20 protein-coding genes and 1 riboswitch are annotated in these 22092 nt (G+C 43.8%); of the genes, 2 read left to right on the top strand and 18 right to left on the bottom strand.

Features of this window, described 5'->3' with window-relative positions; translation table 11 throughout:
* Positions 1 to 84 precede the first annotated feature (84 nt).
* The 16 genes from IEY18_RS11335 to bioB form a co-directional block, all read right to left on the bottom strand.
* Positions 85 to 678, bottom strand: a complete 594-nt coding sequence (locus IEY18_RS11335; RefSeq protein WP_188920884.1) for an HvfX family Cu-binding RiPP maturation protein — start codon at positions 676 to 678, stop codon at positions 85 to 87.
* Positions 679 to 825: 147 nt separating this feature from the next.
* Positions 826 to 2016 (bottom strand): phosphotransferase, encoded by a 1191-nt coding sequence (locus tag IEY18_RS11330; RefSeq protein WP_188920882.1) that lies wholly within the window; start codon positions 2014 to 2016, stop codon positions 826 to 828.
* A gap of 81 nt (positions 2017 to 2097) precedes the next feature.
* The gene (gene pnuC / locus IEY18_RS11325) at positions 2098 to 2748 is read right to left on the bottom strand and encodes a nicotinamide riboside transporter PnuC (protein ID WP_188920880.1); all 651 of its coding nucleotides are present in this window, start codon (positions 2746 to 2748) and stop codon (positions 2098 to 2100) included.
* A gap of 93 nt (positions 2749 to 2841) precedes the next feature.
* On the bottom strand, positions 2842 to 3102 hold the full coding sequence (locus IEY18_RS11320) for a YkoF family thiamine/hydroxymethylpyrimidine-binding protein (protein WP_188920878.1): 261 nt from the start codon (positions 3100 to 3102) through the stop codon (positions 2842 to 2844).
* Positions 3103 to 3198: 96 nt separating this feature from the next.
* Positions 3199 to 5373 (bottom strand): TonB-dependent receptor, encoded by a 2175-nt coding sequence (locus tag IEY18_RS11315; protein WP_229779826.1) that lies wholly within the window; start codon positions 5371 to 5373, stop codon positions 3199 to 3201.
* Positions 5374 to 5425: 52 nt separating this feature from the next.
* A riboswitch (TPP riboswitch) is annotated at positions 5426 to 5542 on the bottom strand.
* A 142-nt stretch (positions 5543 to 5684) separates the two neighbouring features.
* Complete coding sequence (locus tag IEY18_RS11310; protein ID WP_188920874.1) at positions 5685 to 6083, bottom strand: YcfL family putative periplasmic lipoprotein; 399 nt, start codon at positions 6081 to 6083, stop codon at positions 5685 to 5687.
* Positions 6084 to 6119: 36 nt separating this feature from the next.
* Positions 6120 to 6581: a PaaI family thioesterase gene (locus IEY18_RS11305; RefSeq protein WP_188920872.1), complete on the bottom strand. Its 462-nt coding sequence runs from the start codon at positions 6579 to 6581 to the stop codon at positions 6120 to 6122.
* A complete protein-coding gene (locus IEY18_RS11300) occupies positions 6578 to 7096 on the bottom strand; it encodes a PaaI family thioesterase (RefSeq protein WP_188920870.1) in 519 nt (172 codons plus the stop codon). Before IEY18_RS11300 ends, IEY18_RS11305 begins: the two co-directional genes overlap by 4 nt.
* Positions 7093 to 7449 (bottom strand): purine nucleoside phosphoramidase, encoded by a 357-nt coding sequence (hinT, locus tag IEY18_RS11295; RefSeq protein ID WP_188920868.1) that lies wholly within the window; start codon positions 7447 to 7449, stop codon positions 7093 to 7095. The genes IEY18_RS11300 and hinT overlap by 4 nt, the downstream gene beginning before the upstream one ends.
* Positions 7450 to 7728: 279 nt before the next feature.
* The gene (locus IEY18_RS11290) at positions 7729 to 8361 is read right to left on the bottom strand and encodes a response regulator transcription factor (protein ID WP_188920866.1); all 633 of its coding nucleotides are present in this window, start codon (positions 8359 to 8361) and stop codon (positions 7729 to 7731) included.
* Between the two features lie 243 nt (positions 8362 to 8604).
* Entirely contained in the window at positions 8605 to 8952 is a 348-nt protein-coding gene (cctA, locus tag IEY18_RS11285) for a tetraheme c-type cytochrome CctA (protein WP_188920864.1), read from the bottom strand.
* Positions 8953 to 9465: 513 nt separating this feature from the next.
* Entirely contained in the window at positions 9466 to 10323 is an 858-nt protein-coding gene (htpX, locus tag IEY18_RS11280; protein WP_188920861.1) for a protease HtpX, read from the bottom strand.
* 417 nt (positions 10324 to 10740) lie between these two features.
* Positions 10741 to 11415, bottom strand: a complete 675-nt coding sequence (bioD, locus tag IEY18_RS11275) for a dethiobiotin synthase (RefSeq protein WP_188920947.1) — start codon at positions 11413 to 11415, stop codon at positions 10741 to 10743.
* A gap of 25 nt (positions 11416 to 11440) precedes the next feature.
* A complete protein-coding gene (locus tag IEY18_RS11270) occupies positions 11441 to 12262 on the bottom strand; it encodes a methyltransferase domain-containing protein (protein ID WP_188920859.1) in 822 nt (273 codons plus the stop codon).
* Positions 12255 to 13517: an aminotransferase class I/II-fold pyridoxal phosphate-dependent enzyme gene (locus tag IEY18_RS11265; protein WP_188920857.1), complete on the bottom strand. Its 1263-nt coding sequence runs from the start codon at positions 13515 to 13517 to the stop codon at positions 12255 to 12257. Before IEY18_RS11265 ends, IEY18_RS11270 begins: the two co-directional genes overlap by 8 nt.
* 47 nt (positions 13518 to 13564) lie before the next feature.
* On the bottom strand, positions 13565 to 14617 hold the full coding sequence (gene bioB, locus IEY18_RS11260) for a biotin synthase BioB (protein WP_188920856.1): 1053 nt from the start codon (positions 14615 to 14617) through the stop codon (positions 13565 to 13567).
* A 100-nt stretch (positions 14618 to 14717) separates the two neighbouring features.
* Here bioB and bioA point away from each other — a divergent pair, with 100 nt between their 5' ends.
* On the top strand, positions 14718 to 16049 hold the full coding sequence (gene bioA / locus IEY18_RS11255) for an adenosylmethionine--8-amino-7-oxononanoate transaminase (protein ID WP_229779825.1): 1332 nt from the start codon (positions 14718 to 14720) through the stop codon (positions 16047 to 16049).
* Between the two features lie 31 nt (positions 16050 to 16080).
* Here bioA and IEY18_RS11250 read toward each other — a convergent pair whose 3' ends face one another.
* Both IEY18_RS11250 and rluC read right to left on the bottom strand, forming a co-directional pair.
* On the bottom strand, positions 16081 to 16728 hold the full coding sequence (locus IEY18_RS11250) for an HAD-IA family hydrolase (protein WP_188920854.1): 648 nt from the start codon (positions 16726 to 16728) through the stop codon (positions 16081 to 16083).
* Positions 16725 to 17684, bottom strand: a complete 960-nt coding sequence (gene rluC / locus IEY18_RS11245) for a 23S rRNA pseudouridine(955/2504/2580) synthase RluC (RefSeq protein WP_188920851.1) — start codon at positions 17682 to 17684, stop codon at positions 16725 to 16727. The genes IEY18_RS11250 and rluC overlap by 4 nt, the downstream gene beginning before the upstream one ends.
* Before the next feature lie 595 nt (positions 17685 to 18279).
* On the opposite strand from rluC, the gene rne reads away from it, so the two are divergent.
* Positions 18280 to 21933: a ribonuclease E gene (gene rne, locus IEY18_RS11240; RefSeq protein ID WP_188920849.1), complete on the top strand. Its 3654-nt coding sequence runs from the start codon at positions 18280 to 18282 to the stop codon at positions 21931 to 21933.
* Positions 21934 to 22092: the final 159 nt, after the last annotated feature.

The raw sequence follows: 22092 nt of genomic DNA, 5'->3' as shown, positions 1-22092 counted from the left end.
ATAAAACGTGATCTAAATCAATTTTTACGCTGCAAATAAAAAATCCCACCAAATAGAGTGGGATTCGTAAACAGCTTTATGTATTTAAACTAACTGGTTTTTCTTCGCCAAAATGTAGTCCAAACTTGTGTAACGCCCCCCACCAAGCGCAAATAGAGCCAGTAGCATAATGAAATAAGTAATCGCAAATTCAATACCATTATTTAGAATCACAAAGTTACCTGAACTGGTTAACCAATCATAGTTACCATGCTCTTGTAAAATTGATTTCGCTGCTGCCAATTTTTCCGCAGCAGAGGTGACCTGCTCATTTGCTAACCAAGAACTCGGATCTGATATCGCTAACCAACCATTTTTAATATGGACTGTAAAAGCCGCAACGAGCATGGTAATCATCAAAGGTATTGCGACCAATCGAGTTGCTAATCCAACAACCAAAAGTCCGCCACCAACTAATTCTGCACCGACCGCCAGTCCAGTCATCAATTCAGGCATTGGCAGACCTAATCCCCACTCAGGGTTTCCAAACCATGCAACCGTATCATCAAAATGCGATAGTTTGTTGTAGCCAGCCTGAATCAACACTGGCGCCAAATACAATCGGAGGGCCAGTGGCGCAAGTCCATCTAAATGCTTAGTGATGTCTAAAAACTTTTGATAAATATTAGCGATTTGCATACTTTTTCCTAAATACTTACTCTTCTGAATCATAAGACCTAGGACCAATAAATAAACTTTCACATAAAGTTATTATTTCTTATGCCGCTTTGCTGAAGGGGTATTTCCGTGATGGGAAAAGTTAAAGGAACGTCACAGCTTTTTTTATTAAATATAGCGAAGGTAAGTCTGTGCAAACTGTAAGTAGTCAGCCAAATTTTTAACGGTTTCAGGCTCACTTTCGCTGTTATCAAGCCCTACGATACCCATGTACTCATCTGCCGCCATCATCAGCGCCCAGCTCGTGGCAAATAGCCAATAGATTTTACAAGCTGCATACACACTATCTATGGCTGCTGATTTCAGATTTGGATGATTTTCAAGGTAATTTTCAATGAGCCATTGTTGCTGATCAGGATTTAACCTATGCGTACACAATATAGAAGCCAAGTCGAATAAAGGGTTTGAACAACAGGCATATTCAAAGTCGATACAAACAAGGCGATCATTTTCGACTAGCAAATTATAAGGATTCAAATCTCGATGACAGAACTGAGGGGTTAACAAGTTAGCTTGCATTTGTTGCAGCCAAGACTCAATTTCAGATTCTTGCATTAACATGTTGTTCAACATCGCTTGCCAATGTTTAAGCTGAGGATTCAACAATTTTGAATCTTCAAGCTGAGCAGAAATCGCCATCAGCCGATCACGATAGTGGTGCCATTGCTCTGCAGTAGAAATCATATTATGGGGTGCTGGAACTTCAATGAGCGTGTTCAATAACTCAAGAAGCGCACGTTCTGGTGCGCGTTGAATCATGGCTTCAAAAGTTAAACGGGACAGTCTTTGTTGTTCACAAGGTTTAGACGCTGCAGTTAATTTGCTTGCGTCAACGGTAGCTAGCGGAACCATACCGAGATCGATGTACAGTTTCGTACTGTTGGAGAGCTTGTTCGTTAAACAACTCTTTAGGTCTTGTCGGTCACTATAGAGTCTGAATTGTTTTGCAGGGACTTCGGCTTGCCAATAAGACCAATCGAAGGCTTTCTGTGCAATAAAACGACTGACATAGAATAAACCATCTTCACTCGACCAAATCAGCGGCGCGGCAATATCCAATTGGCTCGCTAGTTGCCAGTTTTCAAGCTCTAGCCTGCGAGCATGCTCAGTGAGCATTTCGCTTTGATTTTGGCGCAAGACAAAAAACTGTGGCTCGCAATCAGAGTACTTTGCTAAAAATCTAAAATTTTTATTACTTAAGCCTAGGTTTAAATACTGCCAGTCACTAATTTCACAAAAACCGGCTTGCATCAGTAGCTTTTCAAATTTGCGAAAATCATCCGCTGTACATTCTGCCATATCGTTAGATTAGCTCGGTTCTGCTATCCAATTTGTGCACTATTACAATACACCTTTTCACTCAAACCTCTCCCAACAAAATTAAGCTGTGGCAGCGTTGGTACACTGTAGGTTTTGCATGTATTGCTGTCGCCACATAAAGTAACCCCAAACTGCTAAGCCGACATAAAACACAAATAGTACCGAAGTTAACATCAAGCCTTTGCTCATATATAGATAAATAGAAACTAAATCTATCACGACCCAATACAACCAATTCTCAAGCACTTTTTTAGCCACTAAATATGTCGTCATGACTGCAAAACAGCTCGTTGCGGCGTCAAGATAAGGAAAAGATGCCTCAGTATAAGTCGCCATTAACCATCCAAGGATAAAGGCAACCAATGTAGTCACACAGATCAAAATCAAGTGGGTCTTCATTCCCCAACTCTCGACTTGCAAAGCACTATTTTGCTGACCTCCACCCTTCCATAATCGGTAGCCATAAACAGCCATCGCCATGTAATAAACGTTAAGTACTGATTCCATCAACAGTGACACCTTCCAAAACAGCAAGGTATATATCGCAGTACTAAAAAACGCCGCCGCCCAGCACCAGATATTTTGCCTCATTGCGAGCACTAAATAGGCAAGAGCTAGGATTACAGCCACAGACTCCCACATGGTGAGCATTTGTATTTCACCCAAGGCTGCTGACAAAGTGTTACCAATGGATAAGAACAGATCTTTCATCACAATCTTCTAGTTTCTATGTATGATTTACCGTTGTACAGACAGAAGTGTCGTCTGCTTGCCATAAAACACGCTGAGTGCATGTGCGACGACTTATTGTTGGTGGCCTAAATCAAGCGCCCCACCAATAAACTTACAAACAAATACTGATTTACCAAACTTTTCATGGGCTGCTTGCATTTCTATCGCCAGCATTTGCATCACGTCGGTATATTCACCACACACTTGAGTTGCCATCGCATTCGTCTTACGTTCTATCGATTCATAAGTAGAAACTCTATCAATAAACCATTGGATAGGTTCGATATAGTCCTCTCTGAATGGGTACATACTTATTTCTGCGGTCAATTTCATTATCCAACCTCAAGGGAGCGTCCCTATTCTACGAATTTTAAAAGCCGGCAACGCAACCACTTGGGACACGGCCGACTTTCTCTCATTTCGTTTTAACTATAAAACTTGATAATTAAACGTTAAGCCAAACTGCTGTGGGTCGCCATATCGAATATATTGTTTATCCGCCCAACCCAGATCTGGCTCATTACCAAAATAGAAACCACGTACACCGAACTTTTCATCAAACAGGTTTTTACCCCACAGGTATAAAGACCAATTTTCAGATTCGTAACCAATTTTGGTGTTCACTAGGTTATATGCTTCAGACTGCGAGTCGTTACTATCTGAGTAATAGAAATCGCTTTTGCCATTGGTATTTAAGTTTGCAAACCAACCACTATCATTACGATAAGAAATACCAAGGCTATATGTGTAATTTGGAGAGTGTGCAAGCTCTCTGCCCGAAAGGTCGACTAAGGAGCCATATTTATCTTGGTACAGGTAATCTCCATAGGCAGTTTCCAACCAACCTAACGCACCATAGACCTGAATATTCTCCGATGCATACCAGTTTACATCTAATTCTGCACCGTAGTTTTCAGAACTACCTGCATTTTCAGTGTACAGAACAAATCGCTGTGGCCGGTTTGGATCTTGTTGCGAAGCAGACACTTGCTGATCTTTACGATCCATAAAGAAGACGGCGAAATTTGAGCTTACCTCTCCTTCAAGCCATTGAGACTTAACACCAATTTCATAGTTGTACATGATTTCAGTATCAAATTCTTTTTTATCAGAAAGCTCTACAGGTAATGTCATGTTGAAACCGCCAGCTTTATAGCCTCGAGCAATACGCGCATACGTTTGATGTGCTTCATTTAGCGACTTGCTCAAAGCGAGGTGTCCTCCCCACATGGTTTCACTTGGATTGAACTCATCACCATTGCTATCCAAATATTCGCTGTCTCGGCCTTCCAGACGCAAACCTACCGATAAAGCAAATCCTGCACCTAAGTCTGAGTCTGTTTGTGCAAATAGGGCAAAGTTAGTCGCTTCATAGTCTGACTGAAGGACTTCGTCTGGATATGTATTGTACTCAGAATACAAGTCATTCGATTCTTGCAGGTTCATCATATAAACGCCGACCAACCAATCCGTTGATTGGGAGAATAATTTACCGGATTCAGTAGACGTTAGACGAAACTCTTGTGTCCAAGTATCTCGGTCACCCTTTTTATCCCAAATGTAGTCGTATTCACATGCAATCAAGTCATCATACTGACCATTTCCATTTGAATCATAATCATCTGTACACTGTTTACTTGCCCAATAGTCAGGATTCGCCCAATCACCATCGTAAGCATGCTGGTGCTTCGTAGCGGCTAATGACGTTAACGATGTAATGTTGAATTTCTCAAATCCAGAATATTGAACTTTAAGACCTGCACCAGATGTTTTTTGATTATCTGTACCCGGCAGGTCTGTGAGCGTATCAAAGCCATTATTGTCTAATGTCCACGCATCGTACCCATTATCAAAATCAGCATGCATCAGTGTTAAATCAAACTGCAAATCGTCACTGGCATACCAACGCAATTTAGCTCTTGCACTAAGTTCGTCTCGGCCGTTAGTGTCATCTTTTCCAAGGTATACATTATCTCGATAACCGTTCTGCTGGTGTTGCTCTACGGCCACTCGGTACAGCAAATTCCCCGTATCATTCACAGGACCAGAGCTATAACCACTCAAAGTACGCAGGTCATCATTTGCCAAACTCACTTGTGCACCATGCTCAAAATCTTGTGTTGGATCATTACTTTTAAGGTAAATTAAACCCGCTAGCGCATTGGCACCGTATCGAGTGCCTTGGGGACCACGTAAAACTTCAACCTGTTGCATGTCATACATGCTAGACACCATCCCCAATCCAGACAGGTCTATATCATCGATAACATAGCCGACTGATGAATTAGGAGCGCCTTGATATTGCTCTTGCTCACCAACACCTCGGATTTGAAAATACTTAGGGCGAGAGCTCCCACCAGACCAATTGAAGTTTGCAATACTATTGAGCACATCCTCAAAGTGCTGTGCACCCTCGTCTTCTATTTGCTGCTGATCAATAACCGTAACACTTGAAGGCGCCTTTTCTATTTCAATGGCTCTAAAATCTGCCGTAACTAAGATTCTCTCTATTTCAGATTCAGCCGCAGAAACCGCGGAAACAGGGGACGATAATGCAGCCAGAATAGCTGCTGATAATGGCGTTAATTTTGTAAATTTAGACATGTGGACCTCAAAAACAAATATTGAGATCCGGCAACATGAAAGCATAAAGAAGTGCGCGAATTTGGCCCATTCCTACGCCGGTATAAGCCGGATCAGGTTCTAAGGGTTCGCTATATAGCATCTCAGTTTAACGACGATTTATTTTCGTCAAACACCCCTTGGCGAGGGCAAGTATACATGAAAGTAACTAACAATAAACAGCTAGTAAATACTAAATTCACTCATTCAGATGAAAGTGAATAACTAAAACCAATAGAACACCTTTAAAGTGTTCTATTGATTCAGTAGTGAAAAATACTTAAAAGATTGGATTAATATGAATGCGCTTCTCGAAGATAAACCTCAAAGCTTTGCGCTTGTGGATTGGGAGCGACCGCGTTCACTTGAATCGATTGCATGCCATGCAAAGTTAGGCTTTTCCATGGACTCGCTTCTTCATCAATTGCAACTCCCTGCGCATCAAACCAAGTAAACTTGTACTGTAAACGCAGATCTATCGAGGCTTTACTCGTAATTAATGTTATCCCTTGCATAAGGTCGCCAATATGTCTTGTTTGCAAGTTTTCCAAAATAACATCTTGTGCAAGTTGGTGATTATCAATTCTAGACTGCCCTTGTGAATTCACCCAAACACCCGAAGTTGTGTCTGCACAGCCAGCCAAAATGAATAAACAAACCAAAATAGCAGATACGAAACTCTTCCTTTTCATGACAATCTCCTTTAATCACGCATTTATCTATTGCAGTTACTCAATCAAAAAGTGAGCTCTTGCCGTTGCAATCAGTTGCTTACGATTCGTCTGCCAGCAATTGATACTCACATTCGCAACACGACGCCCCTGGCGTGTAATTCGGCATTCTGCAAAGCTATCTTTATGGTAGCCAGCTCTTAAGTAGTCAATTGAAAAATCAACGATCTTTGGAACTTTTGAAGTTTGCATAAACACCATCAACTGCACGATTGCTGACATTTCCATAAATCCAGCAATAACCCCTCCGTGAATTGCGGGTAACACCGGGTTACCTAAATTATTGTCATTCGCAGGCATTCTAAAGACAAGTTCGTCTCCAAACCGCTCGACTGCCATCCCAATAAACTTCGCATAGGGTACATGCTCAAGTAGATGGCTAAAATCATTAAGCTCTGTTGCTCTTTTGACAATCCCTTGAACATCAAGTTCCTTTGCCGGCTTGACTGAATCACTCATGCGCTATCACCTTTATTCTTGGTCTCATTTCCCATTAAAGCTTGGCGAAATTCTTCGCCAACCATCTCCGGGCTAATTCGCATAAATGAGCCAACTGCATGTGCAATCGGGTCATCAATTGAATCTTGATAAGCAATCGCGCGAGTGAAAGCAACACTAGACGTCATTCGGTAACATTCAGCAAACCCATATACCGGCTTATTTGGAATCGCTGGCTTCATATAATCAACACGTAAATCTAGGGTAGGTGAAATTTCTAAAGACTTGAACTTCTCAAAAATTGCACACACAACAGCACTACCACACGCAGTATCCATCAATGTCGTAACAACACCACCATGAATAACTCCGGTATCAGGATACCCTATAAGCTCCGTACTATAAGGGAGCTCAATAAGTACATGGTGCTCACTCGCTTCCAGCACTTTTAAGCCAAGCCGACGACATTGAGTCAATTGATCAACAAAGCGCGTCGCTAACTGTGTTAACGGAAAAAATTCAGGATTTAGCTTCATTTGGTTCGACTCAACATAGGGCCTAATGCTTGGCCACCGACCAAATGCATATGAATATGGAATACTTCTTGGCCGCCATGCTCATTGCAATTCATGATTAAGCGATAGCCATCTTGGGCAATGCCCTCTTCTTCTGCAATTTTTGCAGCAACCGTCATCATTCGTCCCAAAGCAAGCTCATCTGAGGCTTTCACATCGTTAATCGTAGGAATATGATGGTTAGGAATAATTAAAACATGGGTTGGTGCTTTAGGCGTAATGTCTCGAAAAGCAGTCACGAGCTCGTCTTGATATACAATATCTGCGGGAATTTCACGGCGAATAATCTTGCTAAAAATAGTCTCTTCAGTCATTCAAACATTCCTCTAATCTATTTCATCATCATACTGAAATGTCACAAATTCATTTGGCTATTATATACAAAATTAAATCGACTGCAGCGAGATTACTGGCTTTTAACAAAATAACCGCAAACGGCAACCGACTAAAAGTGGCAAGTTACAGATACAAAAACACCACTCTTCGTTTAATCATATGACCAAACAGTAAGTGGTGCTTGAAACTGGTGTTGTTCTAAAGATTTACATAGGGCTTAGCAAAAGCCTATCAACACGATTAAATACAATCTTTTATTAGACATGTACTTCATGGATATTTCGTTGTGCCCAAGCTATCGCTTGCCCACGGCTAGAAACGCCAATCTTTCTGAATGCTCGATAAAGGTGGGTTTTAATTGTGCTTTCACTTACATAAAGGGAGTTTGCGATATCAAGGTTTGTATCCCCAGATAATAAAGCCTTAAGCACTTCACGCTCGCGTGCCGTTAAGCGTTCGTTGTCATAGACCGATTCAGATCGTTCCAACGATTCTTGCACTTTTAACGGAATAACAACCACACCATTAGAAATCTCCTTGAGACCAGCGGAAATTTCAGAATGAACCGTCGATAACGGAAATACGCCAGCTACATTCGCACATTGCAGCAAAAGCCCTGCATCAGCAGACTCTGGGAAATGAATGAAAACAAAACGAATATGTGGATTGCTCTTATCAAAAGCGCGTTGCAGCTGATAAGCAGACTGGACGTCAATTGTTGCTAAATCGACGATAATCAAAGACGCAGGGCCTTTTAATCGCTCAGGCTTGAGTTCTTCAATAGAAGAACGTTCGATCTTAACTCGAAATTCCTTTTCCCAGTTCATCGCCAGTAGGTCTTGGACCATACTTGACCGAGATACGACTATCCAATGTACAAATTTGAACATCCTGCCACTCCATGTGTTATCTATCTTCCCTATACCTTTCTTTTGATGCTCTCAAAAAGAAAGGGCATACATTATAAGTTACCTTATTGTTTTTGCTAGTGCTATTTCTTTTTCGTCAGTTCTGGCTTGTCACAGCAGAAACGAGTGATCAAGCACACAGTTCTAGTACTGTATACAATTTTTTAATGCAAAAAAAACGCTGACGAGTTGCCAGCGTTTCATGCGCATGGATTCAAGTAATAATTACTTCAATACAGAAGCAGCAGTTCTATCATCATCATGACAGCTATCACATGTTGGCTCTTGGCCGACATTCATATCATGCGGTGCGTGGCAATCAGCACACATCAAGTTGCCATCATGTGGCTTATGAACATCGTTCATTTCATCTAAACCGCCATGGCAGCTTTGACATTGTTCAAACTCGTAAGCACCATCTGCAGAAGGAGAGCCTTCATCGTGACAAGACTCACATCCACCCATTTCAGTATGAAAATCTGAAAGAGTTTCGTCAGCAGCAAAAGCCGCTGGTGACATTGTTAATGCCGCTAAACCTGCACCAAAAAGTGCACTCAATATTTTTTTGCTCACAGTAATACCCTCTCTATGCGACGACATTTTTTTATCTATCTTGTTTTAACAAAGGCATCTAAAAAACTCGACACTCACTGTTTAACTTAGCGAACGACTGGTAATTAATCAACTCGCCCCTCAGAGCGCGACACTTTACCAACATAAATAAAAGCAAAATGTGCGCTAAATCATGTAAACAAACGCTTGCGGAATAAAAATAGCGATTTATAAGCAAATATTCAGCTTTCAAACCACTTAACGGATCAAACTTGAATTATTTTTGAGAACAAGCGCACCCTTTACCGGCAAATTCCGTACGTATAAGCTCGCATAACATTCAACTTGAAACCTGCTTACCCACACATTTAAAGCGGTTATATGGCATGAGTTGTCAAAACAACCTCTGAGAGGCATACAACGCATAACTATGTAGTTTGAAGATATCGTTCCTTGAAACAAGCATCCATAAAAAAGGGGCTAATGCCCCTTTTTAAGATGATAGCTATCATCCTTTCTTGGTTTTTATACAACTTATGATTTCAATGCTGCAATTCGTGATTCAAGTGGTGGGTGACTCATCAATAACTGCGCAACACTTGTTTTACCGTGAATACCTAAAGCAGCCATTTGTGGCGGCATTTCTGCATTTTTTGGTCCTTGCTTTAATCGCTCTAGCGCCGCAATCATTTTATGATTACCAACTAATTGCCCTGCATCTTCATCTGCTTTGAACTCTCGTTTGCGTGACACATAAGCAACGATCATCGAGGCAAGAATACCAAGTAGCATATCCAATACGAAAACCACAGCCATATAAGCAAACATGCCTAGACCTTCCCCTTCTTCATCGCCAGCAACAAAGTTGTCGATGATGCCTGCGATGACCCGTGCAGCAAAGATAACAAAGGTATTCACCACGCCTTGAATCAAAGTTAACGTGACCATATCACCGTTTGCAACATGACTAATTTCATGGGCGAGCACAGCTTCGACTTCATCAGCTGTCATGCCATAAAGCAAGCCACTACTAACTGCAACTAAAGAATTATCTTTACTTGGTCCGGTGGCGAAAGCATTCATATCTTGTGATGCATAAATGGCGACTTCTGGCATTTTGATACCGACGGCCTTCGCCTGCGCAGCTACCGTATCCATCAACCATTGCTCATTCTGGTCCCGAGGTGTAACAATAACCTCGCAGCCCATTGTCTTCTTAGCCATCCACTTTGAAATCGCCAAGCTAACAAACGCACCGCCAAAACCGAATAGTGCAGCGAACACAAGCAGCCCGCTCATTGTGGAGCTATTCACCCCCAACAAAGACATCACTATCGAAGCAACCATTAATACCGCGATATTGGTCGCGATCAAAAGGAAAATTCTTTTCATTCTTAACTCCTACTAAAAAGACATAATATGTCTAACCACATAATAGACATAATATGTCCTAAAAGTTCAAAATCAAGGGCGGAATTGTTTATATTTGTGTTTATCGAAAACTAGGTTTACATCAACTGCAACCTCTTCAGCAAATATAAGAGCTAAATAGCAACATATAAACGTGCATTTATAGCGAAAAACAACGCAATCACGATCCGAAAAAAAGTGCTGAATCTAAAACCTAGGAACGCGGATATAGAGAGGAGAAATAGTGCTGAGCATTAAAATAAATAGAGCAAAATCCAAAATGTATTGTCATGTACACAATCAAGCTTCGTGAACCATAACACTGCGCCGAACAAAACTCTTAAGCTAAAAAGCTACCGTTTCGGTTATACCGCCCGTCTTACAGCAGGCGCTGTTTCACTAAGACTTCATAAAACTCAGCGATAAGTAATTCGCTGCAACTTCAGCAGTAGCTGATGCTAAATATGGAATTTCACCAAGACACGGCCCCTGCATTAACTCATTGAGACTCTCTATATTTTCTTGATAACAACTCATATTTGAGTCGACTTGATTCGCGACCCAACCGGCAATTTTCAAGCCATCGGCAAGAATCGCTTCTTGTGTAAGCACTGCGTGATTTAAACAGCCGAGCTTGACCCCAACAACTAGAATCACAGGCAATTGCCAAGCTTTGACGACATCAGATAAAAATGCACCTGAACCTAAAGGTAAACGCCATCCACCGGCACCTTCAATGATGCAGAGTTCAGCATCTTGATAAAGACACAAATCTATCGTCTGCTGTAAAGCTTCTGGACTCAAAGGTACACCCTGCTCCTTTGCTGCAATGTGTGGTGCAATCGCAGGTTCAAAACTAAATGGGTTTACCTCATCGTATTCAAGTTTTATGCTAGATTTAGCCATCAAACTCAGTGCATCTGAGTTGCGTAGTCCTGCAGGAGTATCCTGGCAACCCGATGCAATCGGCTTTACTCCCAGCGTCTGTATGCCTTGCTCTTGAGCTAAGTGAAGCAAGGCCGAGGAGACTATAGTTTTACCGCTATCGGTATCTGTTCCTGCAACAAAATAGATCATGATGTCCTTTTTTCCATCCTAGCTATTTGGCAATTGCATGAATAAAAGCAATCTCATAGTGTAGTGGCAAGCCATCGGCTTGCCGCAACGCTTCTGCTTTTCCCAGCAAATTTTGCCAATCCTGTCGACCGCGTAATTTGACACCTGCCATCGAATTTTCTTGAAAAGCAGTCTTGGCTTTCGCTTCGGCCTGTCGCTGGTCAAGCGGTGATATAGTGGAAGCGCCGACACCTTTTATTGAATATAACAACGCCTTAAGATCATCAAAGTATACACTTAAGCATTTTCGTTCGACTCGCACATTTTGCCAACCACACTGACTGAGATCCTTTTGAATTTGATCCAGCGTATGAAAACCATTAAATCGCAAACCGAGCTCAGCAAGTTCCGGTAAACTGCCATCAGCGACAATCGCACCATAAAAATGGCCTCCAGATCTAAGTACCCGTGCGACTTCAGCAAAAACCAAGTCGAGTTGTGGGCACCATTGCATTGCTAAGTTGCTATAGATGAGATCAAATGATTCATTTTGGAACGGTAATGCTTGCGCATCGGATTGAACCGCAAGATATTCGGGGAAATCTTGCACCACTTGGGCGAGCATTCCCGGCGCGATATCTAAAGCAAAAACGCTAGCAGGCTTATTTATTGCGTCAAAATCTGTCCCAGGGCCGCAACCAATGTCAAGCAAGTTAGTATGACTATCCAGCACCTTTGCAGTACCTATCATGTCAAATAGAATACCGGCACTCTGTTTTTGCATACTATTGAAGTTTGAATAGTGACTTGCCGCGGCAGAAAATTCAGCGGCAACTTGTTGTTTATTATCTAAGCCGCTATTCATTATCACCACCACAATGACTCATATCAATTATCGATTGCTGCTGATCCTTCAGGGACAAACTCATCCTTTTGTCTTTTGCTTTGTTGTTGTCACAGAGGTGCATCAATAGGGTTGGGGATACCTGATTAATTGCGCAGCGCATTGCTTCTACGAGCCCACTGATTTGTGCTTGCTGATGCCTTGCAGACAAGGTGACTCTCAATCGAGCGCTCCCTGATGGTACTGTTGGTGGGCGAATAGCGCCAATGCGGAACCCTTCGGCTTTCACTAACTCAGCTATTTGCATCATCTTTTCACTTTCGCCGATAATTATGGGTTGGATCGGCGTTGATGATTCGGTTAACACGATGCCCTTGGCTAAACATTGCTTTCTAAAGTGAATAATATTGCGCGAAAGCTGACGCTGGAGATGATTGGAGTTTGCTAGCATTTCAATCGCTTTATAAGCTACAAATGCACTCACAGGCGCAAGTGCAGTTGAATAGATATAGTGTCGCGCGTTAGCAACAAGAAAATCGATGTCTTTTTGTCGACCTAAAATGGCGGCGCCTTGGCACCCAAGAGCCTTGCCAAACGTGACAACCTGTATATCAATACTGGGGCAAAGCATTGATGCGCCACAGCTATTTTTTCCAATAACCCCAAATCCGTGTGCGTCATCCACAATAAAATATGCATCGTGGTTTTGAGCGATTGCAGCAAGCTTTTCTAATGGCGCGATGTCTCCATCCATACTGAATACACTCTCAGTCATCACGGCTAATGGTGAGAAATGTGCCAGTTTATGTTCTGCATTGACAGTATCATTGTGAGCAAAGCGTACGAGCCGGGCACCGCTCGCTTGTACGGCATCAATAACGGAAGCATGAATTAATTTGTCTGTGAGTACGACATCTGAGGGTCTAAACAATGTCTTCACCAAAGCTTCATTTGCGGCAAAACCGGAGCAAAATAACAATGCGGCTTCATGACCTGTTCGTTGACAAAGTAATTGTTCGAGTTGTTGATGCGCAGTTTGATAACCACTGACCAAAGGCGAAGCTCCAGACCCTACGCCATAAAGCTCCGCGCCTTCGGCTGCAGCCTGCTTTAATTCAAGAGACTGTGAAAGACCGAGGTAATCATTATCACAAAAATTGAGAAGATCTCTCGCAGTTAGGTTGGGCTCACTGTGGCACGACCTTGTTCTCAATAAGCCTTGCTCAGAGAGCTGCTGTTGCGTATCCGCGATACGTGCACTCAATCGTTTAGACATACACTCTCTTTAGCAGCCGTATGAATTACTTCAAAATAAATGTGCAATTACAGCGCTCCAGCATCAAAAAACTGCGCTGACGCTTTATCTTTTTTAGCGGCCGCTTTTTGCATTAACTGTTCATCTTCTTCAGGCGTTGCAACTTTTCCCTGCTCAGGGTGAAGCCCTAACCTTCTGAATAGACTCATATCACTGTTTTCTTCTGGGTTAGGAGTCGTTAAAAGCTTACAACCATAAAAAATTGAATTTGCTCCAGCAAAGAAACACATCGCCTGCAACTCATCGGTCATCTCTTCGCGCCCCGCAGACAAACGGACTCGAGAATAAGGCATCATGATCCGTGCCACAGCAATCGTACGGACAAACTCAAACGGGTCTAATTCATCTAACTTTTCAAAGGGTGTACCCGCTACTTTCACGAGCATATTAATCGGAACTGAGTCTGGGTGTTTTTCCATATTTGCTAACTGTTGCAATAATCCTGCGCGGTCGCTCGCTTGCTCACCCATACCAACAATGCCACCCGAGCACACTTTCATGCCCGCACCACGCACATGAGATAAAGTATCTAAACGGTTCTGATAAGTGCGCGTGGTAATCACATCACCATAGTATTCAGGAGAAGTATCTAAATTATGGTTGTAATAGTCTAAACCGGCATCTGCTAATTGTGATGCCTGATCTTCAGAAAGCATACCAAGAGTCATACAAGTTTCCATCCCCATAGACTTCACTTCCTTCACCATATCAGTTAGATATGGCATATCACGCTCGTGAGGATTTCGCCAAGCAGCCCCCATACAGAAACGAGATGCACCGGCAGCTTTCGCGCTACGCGCTTCGGTAAGAACTTTTTCAATTTCTAGTAAACGCTCTTTTTCTAGGCCCGTATCATAACGTGCACTTTGAGGGCAATATTTACAATCTTCTGGGCAGGCACCTGTTTTAATTGATAATAAGCGGCTGATCTGAACTTCGTTAGGATCATAGACTTGTCGATGAAGACTTTGCGCTTGAAAAAGTAAATCATTCATCGGAAGTGAAAAGAGTGCTTCAATTTCATCACGATTCCAATCATGACGTACTTGCAACTGCGACATATCTAGGGCCTTGTTCTTCTGTTTATGACTTGATAAGGATACCTGTAGCACTTAAGCTGTCAACGTCATAGCAAACCACAGGTTTACAACAGAGCAAAATATGAGCAACCCCAAATTCCCCATGATTGATTATGATTTTGATAAAGCCCACATTTGGCACCCTTATACTTCAATGACAAAAGCCCTGCCCACCTATGGCGTCATTGGGGCTTCTGGCTGCGAGCTTGAGCTAGACACTGGACAACGCGTAATTGATGGCACCAGCTCTTGGTGGGCTTGTGTCCATGGCTATGGTCATCCATACATCCTAGATAAAATGGAGCATCAATTACGCCAGCTTAGTCACGTCATGTTTGGAGGGATTACCCACCAACCCGCTATTGAATTGAGTAAACGTCTTATTGATATGACTTGTCCACGGCTCAGCAAAGTATTCTTAGCAGATTCGGGCTCGATAGCCGTAGAAGTGGCCTTAAAAATGGCATTGCAGTACTGGCAAGGCAAGCAACAACCTGCCAAACAAAAAATATTAACTGTAAAGCAGGGATATCACGGCGATACCTTTGCAGCAATGAGCGTTTGTGATCCCGATGGTGGCATGCACACCATGTTTGGCCAAGCTGTCACCCCGCAGCTATTTGTGCCTTCTCCTCAAACACCATTTGGAGAGCCGTTACGCACTGAAGATATTATCGCGCTTCAACAAGCGTTAGCGGAACATCACGAACAAATCGCTGCTGTCATCATTGAACCGATTCTGCAAGGCGCCGGTGGCATGCGCTTTTATAGTGCGGATTACTTAACTGAATTGCGTAGACTATGCGACCAATATGACGTTTTGTTGATTGTCGATGAAATTGCCACGGGCTTTGGCCGAACCGGGAAGCTATTCGCTTACGAACACGCAAATATCGAACCCGATTTAATTTGTGTGGGTAAAGCGCTGACAGGTGGCTATATCAGCTTAGCTGCTACGCTATGCAGCGATGAAGTGGCTCAGGGGATTAGCGACTCTCCCTCCGGTGTATTTATGCACGGGCCAACTTTTATGGGCAACCCTCTTGCGTGTGCAGCCGCGTGCGCCAGCCTTGATTTAATTGCAAAAAACCAATGGCCAACGCAGGTTGCCGCAATTGAATATCAGCTGCAACAAGAGCTGCAAGCTGCCGCTCAATATGCTTCCGTAAAAGCTGTTCGTGTTTTAGGTGCAATCGGCGTTTTAGAAATGCATGCAACAGTCAATACATCAGCGTTACAACAACAGTTTATTGACCTTGGCGTCTGGATCCGCCCTTTTGCCAATTACATCTATATCATGCCGCCTTTCACCATAAGCAGCACACAACTTACAAAACTGACGACCGCAATGAAAACAGTCGCTCAATCTTTGCAAGCAACGGATGACACACCCAAATTTATTAGTCACGGTTAAAGCGATAGTGAAAAGCAGTCAGCACTTTCGCTTAATACAAGCAATCTAATAGCGCGATAGGTGAATTGATGATGTGTTTGGGTTGCGCTTGAAGCAAGGTGTCATGGTCATGGGCACCATAGCTTACACCCACACAATCTACACCCGCGTTATTGGCCATATTCAAATCATGAATAGAATCACCAACCATTAAAGCTCTTGCAGGCTCTACATTGAGCACGTCAAGCACATCTAATATCATTTGCGGATGCGGCTTACTCTTTGATTCGTCGGCACAGCGCGTTGCCGAAAAATAATGGCCAAGTTCAGTCAACGACAAAACGCGATCCAGCCCACCTCTGCCCTTCCCTGTTGCAACAGCAAGCAAATATTCCTGCTCTCTTAAGCTATCGAGTAGTGTCAGGCTTCCTTCAAATAAAGGGCTTGGCGTTGTATTGAGCTCAAGATAATGCTTGCGATAGACATCAATCATGGTTTGACGAAGCTCATTCGCTACATGTGGAAATAAAACACTCAGTGCTTTATCCATAGATAAACCAATAATATCTCGAACTGATTGTTCTGCTGGAGCGGTCATTTGCAACTCCATAGCAGTCGCCTGCATGCAGGTTACAATTTTACCAATCGAGTCCATCAAGGTGCCATCCCAATCAAAGATGACTAGATCGTATCGCTTCATATTTTTTTCAACTTGTTCAATGTGCTGACCAATACCGGGTCAAGGGGCGCACTGACTTGCATGGTTTCTTCGCTATCTGGGTGGGTAAACCGCAATCTAGCCGCATGTAAGAACAATCGATTTAGACCCACTGCACGCATACTGTCATCAAACTTTTGCTCACTATATTTTTCATCACATGCAATCGGGTGACCAGCATATTGGCAATGCACACGAATTTGATGCGTTCTTCCGGTAACGGGACTAGCTTGAACTAAAGTTGCCCCTTCGAAACGTTGCAAAATTTTGTATCGAGTTTCTGAAGGCTTGCCCTCTTTATTGACTCGGACAATCCGCTCACCAGATTTCAAAGTAAGTTTCAATAAAGGCGCTTGAACAACTTTATCACTGGCTTGCCAAGCCCCTCGAACCAGCGCTTGATAGTCTTTTTGCATCTTCTTATAGCGCAGTTGATCATGTAGATGCTTTAACGCACTGCGTTTCTTAGCAATTAGCAGCACTCCGGATGTGTCTTTATCTAGGCGATGAACCAACTCTAAAAACTTTTGTTGTGGCCTTAGAGATCGAAAAGCCTCGATCACACCAAAATCCACGCCACTGCCGCCATGCACGGCAATTCCTGCTGGCTTATTCAACACAATAAGATGTTTATCTTCATGCAGTACACGCGCTTCGAGTTGCGACACCTTCGTCAACTTTGCCGATGGTGCTTTAGTTTTATCTTTTTCAGGAATACGAACTGGGGGAACTCGAACGACATCATCCATCGCCAATTTATATTCTGGTTTGATACGCTTTTTATTTACACGCACTTCTCCCTTACGCACGATTCGATAAATCATGCTTTTGGGAACGCCTTTTAGCTTAGTGAGTAAAAAATTATCGATACGTTGACCAAGGTGATCTTCATCAATCGTAATCAACTGAACTTTTGTTGGGGAGGTTTCTTTAGTCATGGTTCGCCACTTCATCTTAACGGCCGCTATTGTACATCAAACCTGAAGAATTTATGCTTTCCATTGCTGATTTTTTTGTTTTTTGCTATATTCCATCGGCGAATTGGGATAAGCAGTGAATAAAGTGTTCACAAATACACCATTCGAGCATTAGCCAGAGGGATGTAATCTGATGCTTCTGCGAGTAGCAAGTGATTGACTTGCAAGCTATATACGAGACAAAAGAAGATATAAATCAATTTCGATAGCTAAACTTGCACAAGCCCCACGAAATAAGTGGTTATCTAATCTAATGCACGCCAGATTTCGAATATTTTAATTTAAACTAGTCATCAGACAGTCGCTTTTCGATATTGGCATTACCGGAATATATTAGAAATTTATGGGGTTGGTTGACGTTTTACAACGAATTCCTTGTTTTTGTAAACATTAAAAAATAAGCCATAAATAGGATGCGACACGCAGTGATTGCGTTTAACAGTGATGCGCACCTACCTGCCTAGGCACCAACCGTGAGGTTTTGTCGCCCAAACTAGGCCCGTAATGCACGAATGAGCCGCGCTCTGATGACCTTATTGAGAAGAATTTAGTCATCATGAAACGGATGTTAATCAATGCAACTCAATCAGAAGAGTTGCGTGTTGCCCTTGTTGATGGGCAACAACTTTATGACTTAGACATTGAAAGTCCTGGTCATGAACAGAAAAAAGCCAACATTTACAAAGGTAAAATTACCCGCGTAGAACCCTCACTCGAAGCGGCATTTGTCGACTACGGTGCGGAAAGACATGGCTTTTTACCCCTCAAAGAAATTGCACGCGAGTACTTCCCGAAAGGTTACTCTTTTCAAGGCCGACCAAACATCAAAGAAGTGGTGAAGGAAGGTCAGGAAGTTATCGTACAAATTGATAAAGAAGAGCGTGGCAATAAAGGCGCGGCGTTAACTACTTTTATCAGTCTTGCTGGTTCTTACCTTGTTCTTATGCCAAACAACCCGAGAGCGGGCGGTATTTCTCGCCGCATCGAAGGTGATGAGCGTACGGAACTAAAAGCAGCCATGTCACAGCTGGATATTCCCAAAGGGATGGGGCTAATTGTACGTACTGCGGGTATCGGTAAAGAATCTGCTGAACTCGCAGCTGATTTAAAAGTGCTAAAAGACTTTTGGGCTGGTATCCAGGAATCAGCGCAAAGCATGCAAGCGCCATTCTTAATCCACCAAGAAAGTAACGTCATCGTGCGCGCAATTCGCGATTACCTTCGTAGCGATGTTGGGGAAATCCTGATTGACCACGCCAAGGTATATGACAAAGCAAGAAAGCACATTGAGCTTGTTCGTCCAGACTTTATTGAGCGTGTAAAGCTTTATGAAGCAGAAGTACCTCTGTTTACGCACTTCCAAATTGAATCGCAAATTGAATCTGCGTTCCAGCGTGAAGTCCGCCTGCCTTCTGGCGGCTCAATCGTTATCGACCCAACAGAAGCACTCACCTCTATTGATATTAACTCTGCCCGCGCCACGAAAGGCGGAGATATTGAAGAAACGGCGCTAAACACCAACCTCGAAGCAGCCGATGAAATTGCACGCCAATTACGCCTCCGCGATTTAGGTGGTTTAGTAGTTATCGACTTTATTGATATGACACCAGTACGTCATCAACGTGAAGTTGAAAATAGACTACGTGATGCAGTCCACCATGACCGAGCTCGCGTCCAGCTTGGCCGTATCTCTCGCTTTGGCCTCATGGAAATGTCGCGCCAACGCCTGCGTCCTTCACTAGAAGAGTCTGCAGCAAAACTTTGTCCACGCTGTCACGGACAAGGCACGATTCGCGGAACTGAATCTCTCGCCCTTTCGATTCTTCGCCTGATGGAAGAAGAAGCCATTAAAGAGAACACATCTCAAATTGAAGCCGTGGTTCCTGTGGATGTTGCAGCATTCTTATTGAACGAAAAACGCAAAGCTATTCGTATCACAGAGCAACGCCATAATGTCGAAGTGTATGTCATTCCTGACAGCCACATGATGACACCCGAGTATCGCGTCAACCGTCATCGTAATGATGAAGAAGTGGTTGAAACTAGCTACAAACGTACTGAAAAGCCAGAAGCAAAGCTCTATGAGCCTCGTAAGCTTGAGCGTGCCGCTGCACAAGAACCCGTGCTTAAGGGATACTCTGCGCCTAAAAATGCCGAAGCTGCGAAGAAAGTCGAAAAAGCGGCTCCAGCAAAAGCAAAGCAATCAGAGCCTGGTTTAATCAGCAAACTGATGGCTGCGATTAGCTCACTATTTGGTAGCAGCGAAGAGAAAAAGCCGGAGCAAAAACCAGCAAAATCTTCACGTAGCAACCAAAACAATCGCCGCAACCGTCGCAATAAGTCGGATTCAAGCAAAGGCAATAAAGAGCATAAGAGCCGCAATAAAAAAGCGGATCATGACAAAGAAAAGTCAGAACGTTCAGGCCGTAAAAATGAGCGGAACAACGATAGAAATGTCGACCGCCAGCATGACAAAGACACGCAGCGCACAAAGAACGATAACAAGCCTCGTCAAAATAAGCCAAAAGCAGAAGCTGCAGATCAGCCAAAGCAAGAAGCGGTAAGAGAGCGCAGACAGCGTCGCAATATGCGTCGTAAAGTTCGCGTAAATCAGGAGCAAGCGAACGAGGAAATCAACACGCAAGCTGCTGTTGAACACACTGAAGCTCAAAGTAAAGTCAAAGAAACTTCAAAAGCAGAAGCGAAGCCAAAGCCGACTCGCAAGCGTGGGCCAAGAAAGGACAAGCAACCCTTTGAAGCGCAAGAAGCGACTACAGAGCCAAACGTCAACACAGTTGCAGAGCAAACACCAGCTGCAGAAGAAGCGTTGAAAGCTCAGGCGCCTAAGGAAACTCAACCAGCCGCTAAACCAGCACAAACGCAAGACGCAGAAACAACGACAGAGACTGAAGGTGAAGACAAGCCAAAGCGTGAAGGTCAGCGCCGCAGCCGTCGAAGCCCACGTCATCTACGTGCAGCAGGACAACGTCGTCGCCGTAGCGATGACCCTGCAGAGAATGCAGAACAGGCTACTGAAAGTATTGCAGCAAATGCTAGTGACTTAGCCCCTGAAGTTGAAGCTACCTCGACAGTAGAAGCGCCAGCCGTGGAAGTCACTGCGACCGTGGAAACACAAGTACCGGCCTCGGTTGAAGTCGCAGATGTTGCACATGAAAACACGCAATCACAAGTTGCCGAACCAACTCCGGTTGCCAGTGTGCAGGTTGAAGCAGATGTTGCAAAAGCAGCAGAAAATAGAACAGCGACGAATACAGCTGTTGCCGCCGCCGCTCGTCCAGCTCCAGCACCAATGCCAGAAGCTAAGCAGGAGAGTAAACCTGCCCAAGTGAATGCAGAAGTAAAAGCACCTGAAGCAAAACCAGCGGAAACGCCTAAGCCTAAGGCACGAGTCAGTAGCAGTGCAGCTGCAGAAGCAACACGTCCAGCCGCCATGCCAATGCCAGTAGCCGCTTCCAAACCGGCAACAGCCACAGAGGCACCTATTGCAGAAGTTCAGCCAGTGAAGAAGCCAGTAGCAAAACGCAAAGTAGCAAGCGCTGCGACTGCGGCACCAGCAAGCCCAAGTTTTGCCCCTGCGCCAAAGCCAGAAGTGGCCGAAGCCAAAACGCCTGAGAGCGTGAGCGAACCTTCAGTGGACCAAGCTGAAGTCAGTGAGCCAGTAGCAACGCAATCTGAAGTTGCTAAAGCGCAGTCTGACGAGGTTAAAACTGAAGCGCAATCGGTTAAAGCAGAGCCAAGCCAAGCGCAGGCTGCGGCAACAAAACCTGTAGCTATTGATGCAGTAGCTACTGCTCAAGTCGCTAGCCCTGCAGATGAAGATGCGCCGGTTGCAACAGAGGCAGCTGACATCACACCAAAGCCTGAGGTTGCGGTAACAATGGCAAGCAAGCCAGCTCCAGATGCTCAAGCAGAAGTTGTAGCGGCAGAAGTTGTTGCCACAGTTGAAGAAGTTGTCAGCGAGCCTATCGTTGCACAGACAGAGACAGCTGTAGTCACTGAAGTAAAAGCCTCATCAAGCGCAAGTCGCTTCGGCTCAATGGTAAGCTCAACGACGACTAAACCGGTGGTTGAACAACCGCAAGCCGTCGTAGAGACTCCAAAGGGCCGAGTGTATGAAGCCAGCAACCATGAAGCTGCAGTTAAAACCACAACCGCGAATAGCGCGCAAGCAGAAATGACGCGCCCGTAAGTTTGGTTTTCTAAAAAAGCCATGCGACAACGCATGGCTTTTTTCATGTCTCATTTCTTTACCGAAAGCGGTGCCGCAACTTGAATAGCTTTCAAGATGCTTTCATCACGCTATACCATACCCAAAAGGTTCATCAACCCGCTGATTATCGCAGGCTGA

The sequence above is a fragment of the Shewanella gelidii genome, from assembly GCF_014647855.1.
In the GTDB taxonomy this organism is placed as follows: domain Bacteria; phylum Pseudomonadota; class Gammaproteobacteria; order Enterobacterales; family Shewanellaceae; genus Shewanella; species Shewanella gelidii.
The sequence above is the reverse complement of the archived record's forward strand: the minus strand, read 5'-3'. Positions and strand labels throughout refer to the sequence as shown.

What these genes read in the sequence shown, in the direction of transcription:
- IEY18_RS11270 (WP_188920859.1), bottom strand. Translation starts at nt 12,262, where the DNA reads ATGAATAGCGGCTTAGATAATAAACAACAAGTTGCCGCTGAATTTTCT.
- bioA (WP_229779825.1), top strand. Translation starts at nt 14,718, where the DNA reads ATGAGCAACCCCAAATTCCCCATGATTGATTATGATTTTGATAAAGCC.
- IEY18_RS11250 (WP_188920854.1), bottom strand. Translation starts at nt 16,728, where the DNA reads ATGAAGCGATACGATCTAGTCATCTTTGATTGGGATGGCACCTTGATG.
- IEY18_RS11335 (WP_188920884.1), bottom strand. Translation starts at nt 678, where the DNA reads ATGCAAATCGCTAATATTTATCAAAAGTTTTTAGACATCACTAAGCAT.
- IEY18_RS11310 (WP_188920874.1), bottom strand. Translation starts at nt 6,083, where the DNA reads ATGAAAAGGAAGAGTTTCGTATCTGCTATTTTGGTTTGTTTATTCATT.
- pnuC (WP_188920880.1), bottom strand. Translation starts at nt 2,748, where the DNA reads ATGAAAGATCTGTTCTTATCCATTGGTAACACTTTGTCAGCAGCCTTG.
- htpX (WP_188920861.1), bottom strand. Translation starts at nt 10,323, where the DNA reads ATGAAAAGAATTTTCCTTTTGATCGCGACCAATATCGCGGTATTAATG.
- rluC (WP_188920851.1), bottom strand. Translation starts at nt 17,684, where the DNA reads ATGACTAAAGAAACCTCCCCAACAAAAGTTCAGTTGATTACGATTGAT.
- IEY18_RS11315 (WP_229779826.1), bottom strand. Translation starts at nt 5,373, where the DNA reads ATGTCTAAATTTACAAAATTAACGCCATTATCAGCAGCTATTCTGGCT.
- hinT (WP_188920868.1), bottom strand. Translation starts at nt 7,449, where the DNA reads ATGACTGAAGAGACTATTTTTAGCAAGATTATTCGCCGTGAAATTCCC.
- rne (WP_188920849.1), top strand. Translation starts at nt 18,280, where the DNA reads ATGAAACGGATGTTAATCAATGCAACTCAATCAGAAGAGTTGCGTGTT.
- IEY18_RS11300 (WP_188920870.1), bottom strand. Translation starts at nt 7,096, where the DNA reads ATGAAGCTAAATCCTGAATTTTTTCCGTTAACACAGTTAGCGACGCGC.
- IEY18_RS11290 (WP_188920866.1), bottom strand. Translation starts at nt 8,361, where the DNA reads ATGTTCAAATTTGTACATTGGATAGTCGTATCTCGGTCAAGTATGGTC.
- bioB (WP_188920856.1), bottom strand. Translation starts at nt 14,617, where the DNA reads ATGTCGCAGTTGCAAGTACGTCATGATTGGAATCGTGATGAAATTGAA.
- IEY18_RS11265 (WP_188920857.1), bottom strand. Translation starts at nt 13,517, where the DNA reads ATGTCTAAACGATTGAGTGCACGTATCGCGGATACGCAACAGCAGCTC.
- IEY18_RS11305 (WP_188920872.1), bottom strand. Translation starts at nt 6,581, where the DNA reads ATGAGTGATTCAGTCAAGCCGGCAAAGGAACTTGATGTTCAAGGGATT.
- IEY18_RS11330 (WP_188920882.1), bottom strand. Translation starts at nt 2,016, where the DNA reads ATGGCAGAATGTACAGCGGATGATTTTCGCAAATTTGAAAAGCTACTG.
- IEY18_RS11320 (WP_188920878.1), bottom strand. Translation starts at nt 3,102, where the DNA reads ATGAAATTGACCGCAGAAATAAGTATGTACCCATTCAGAGAGGACTAT.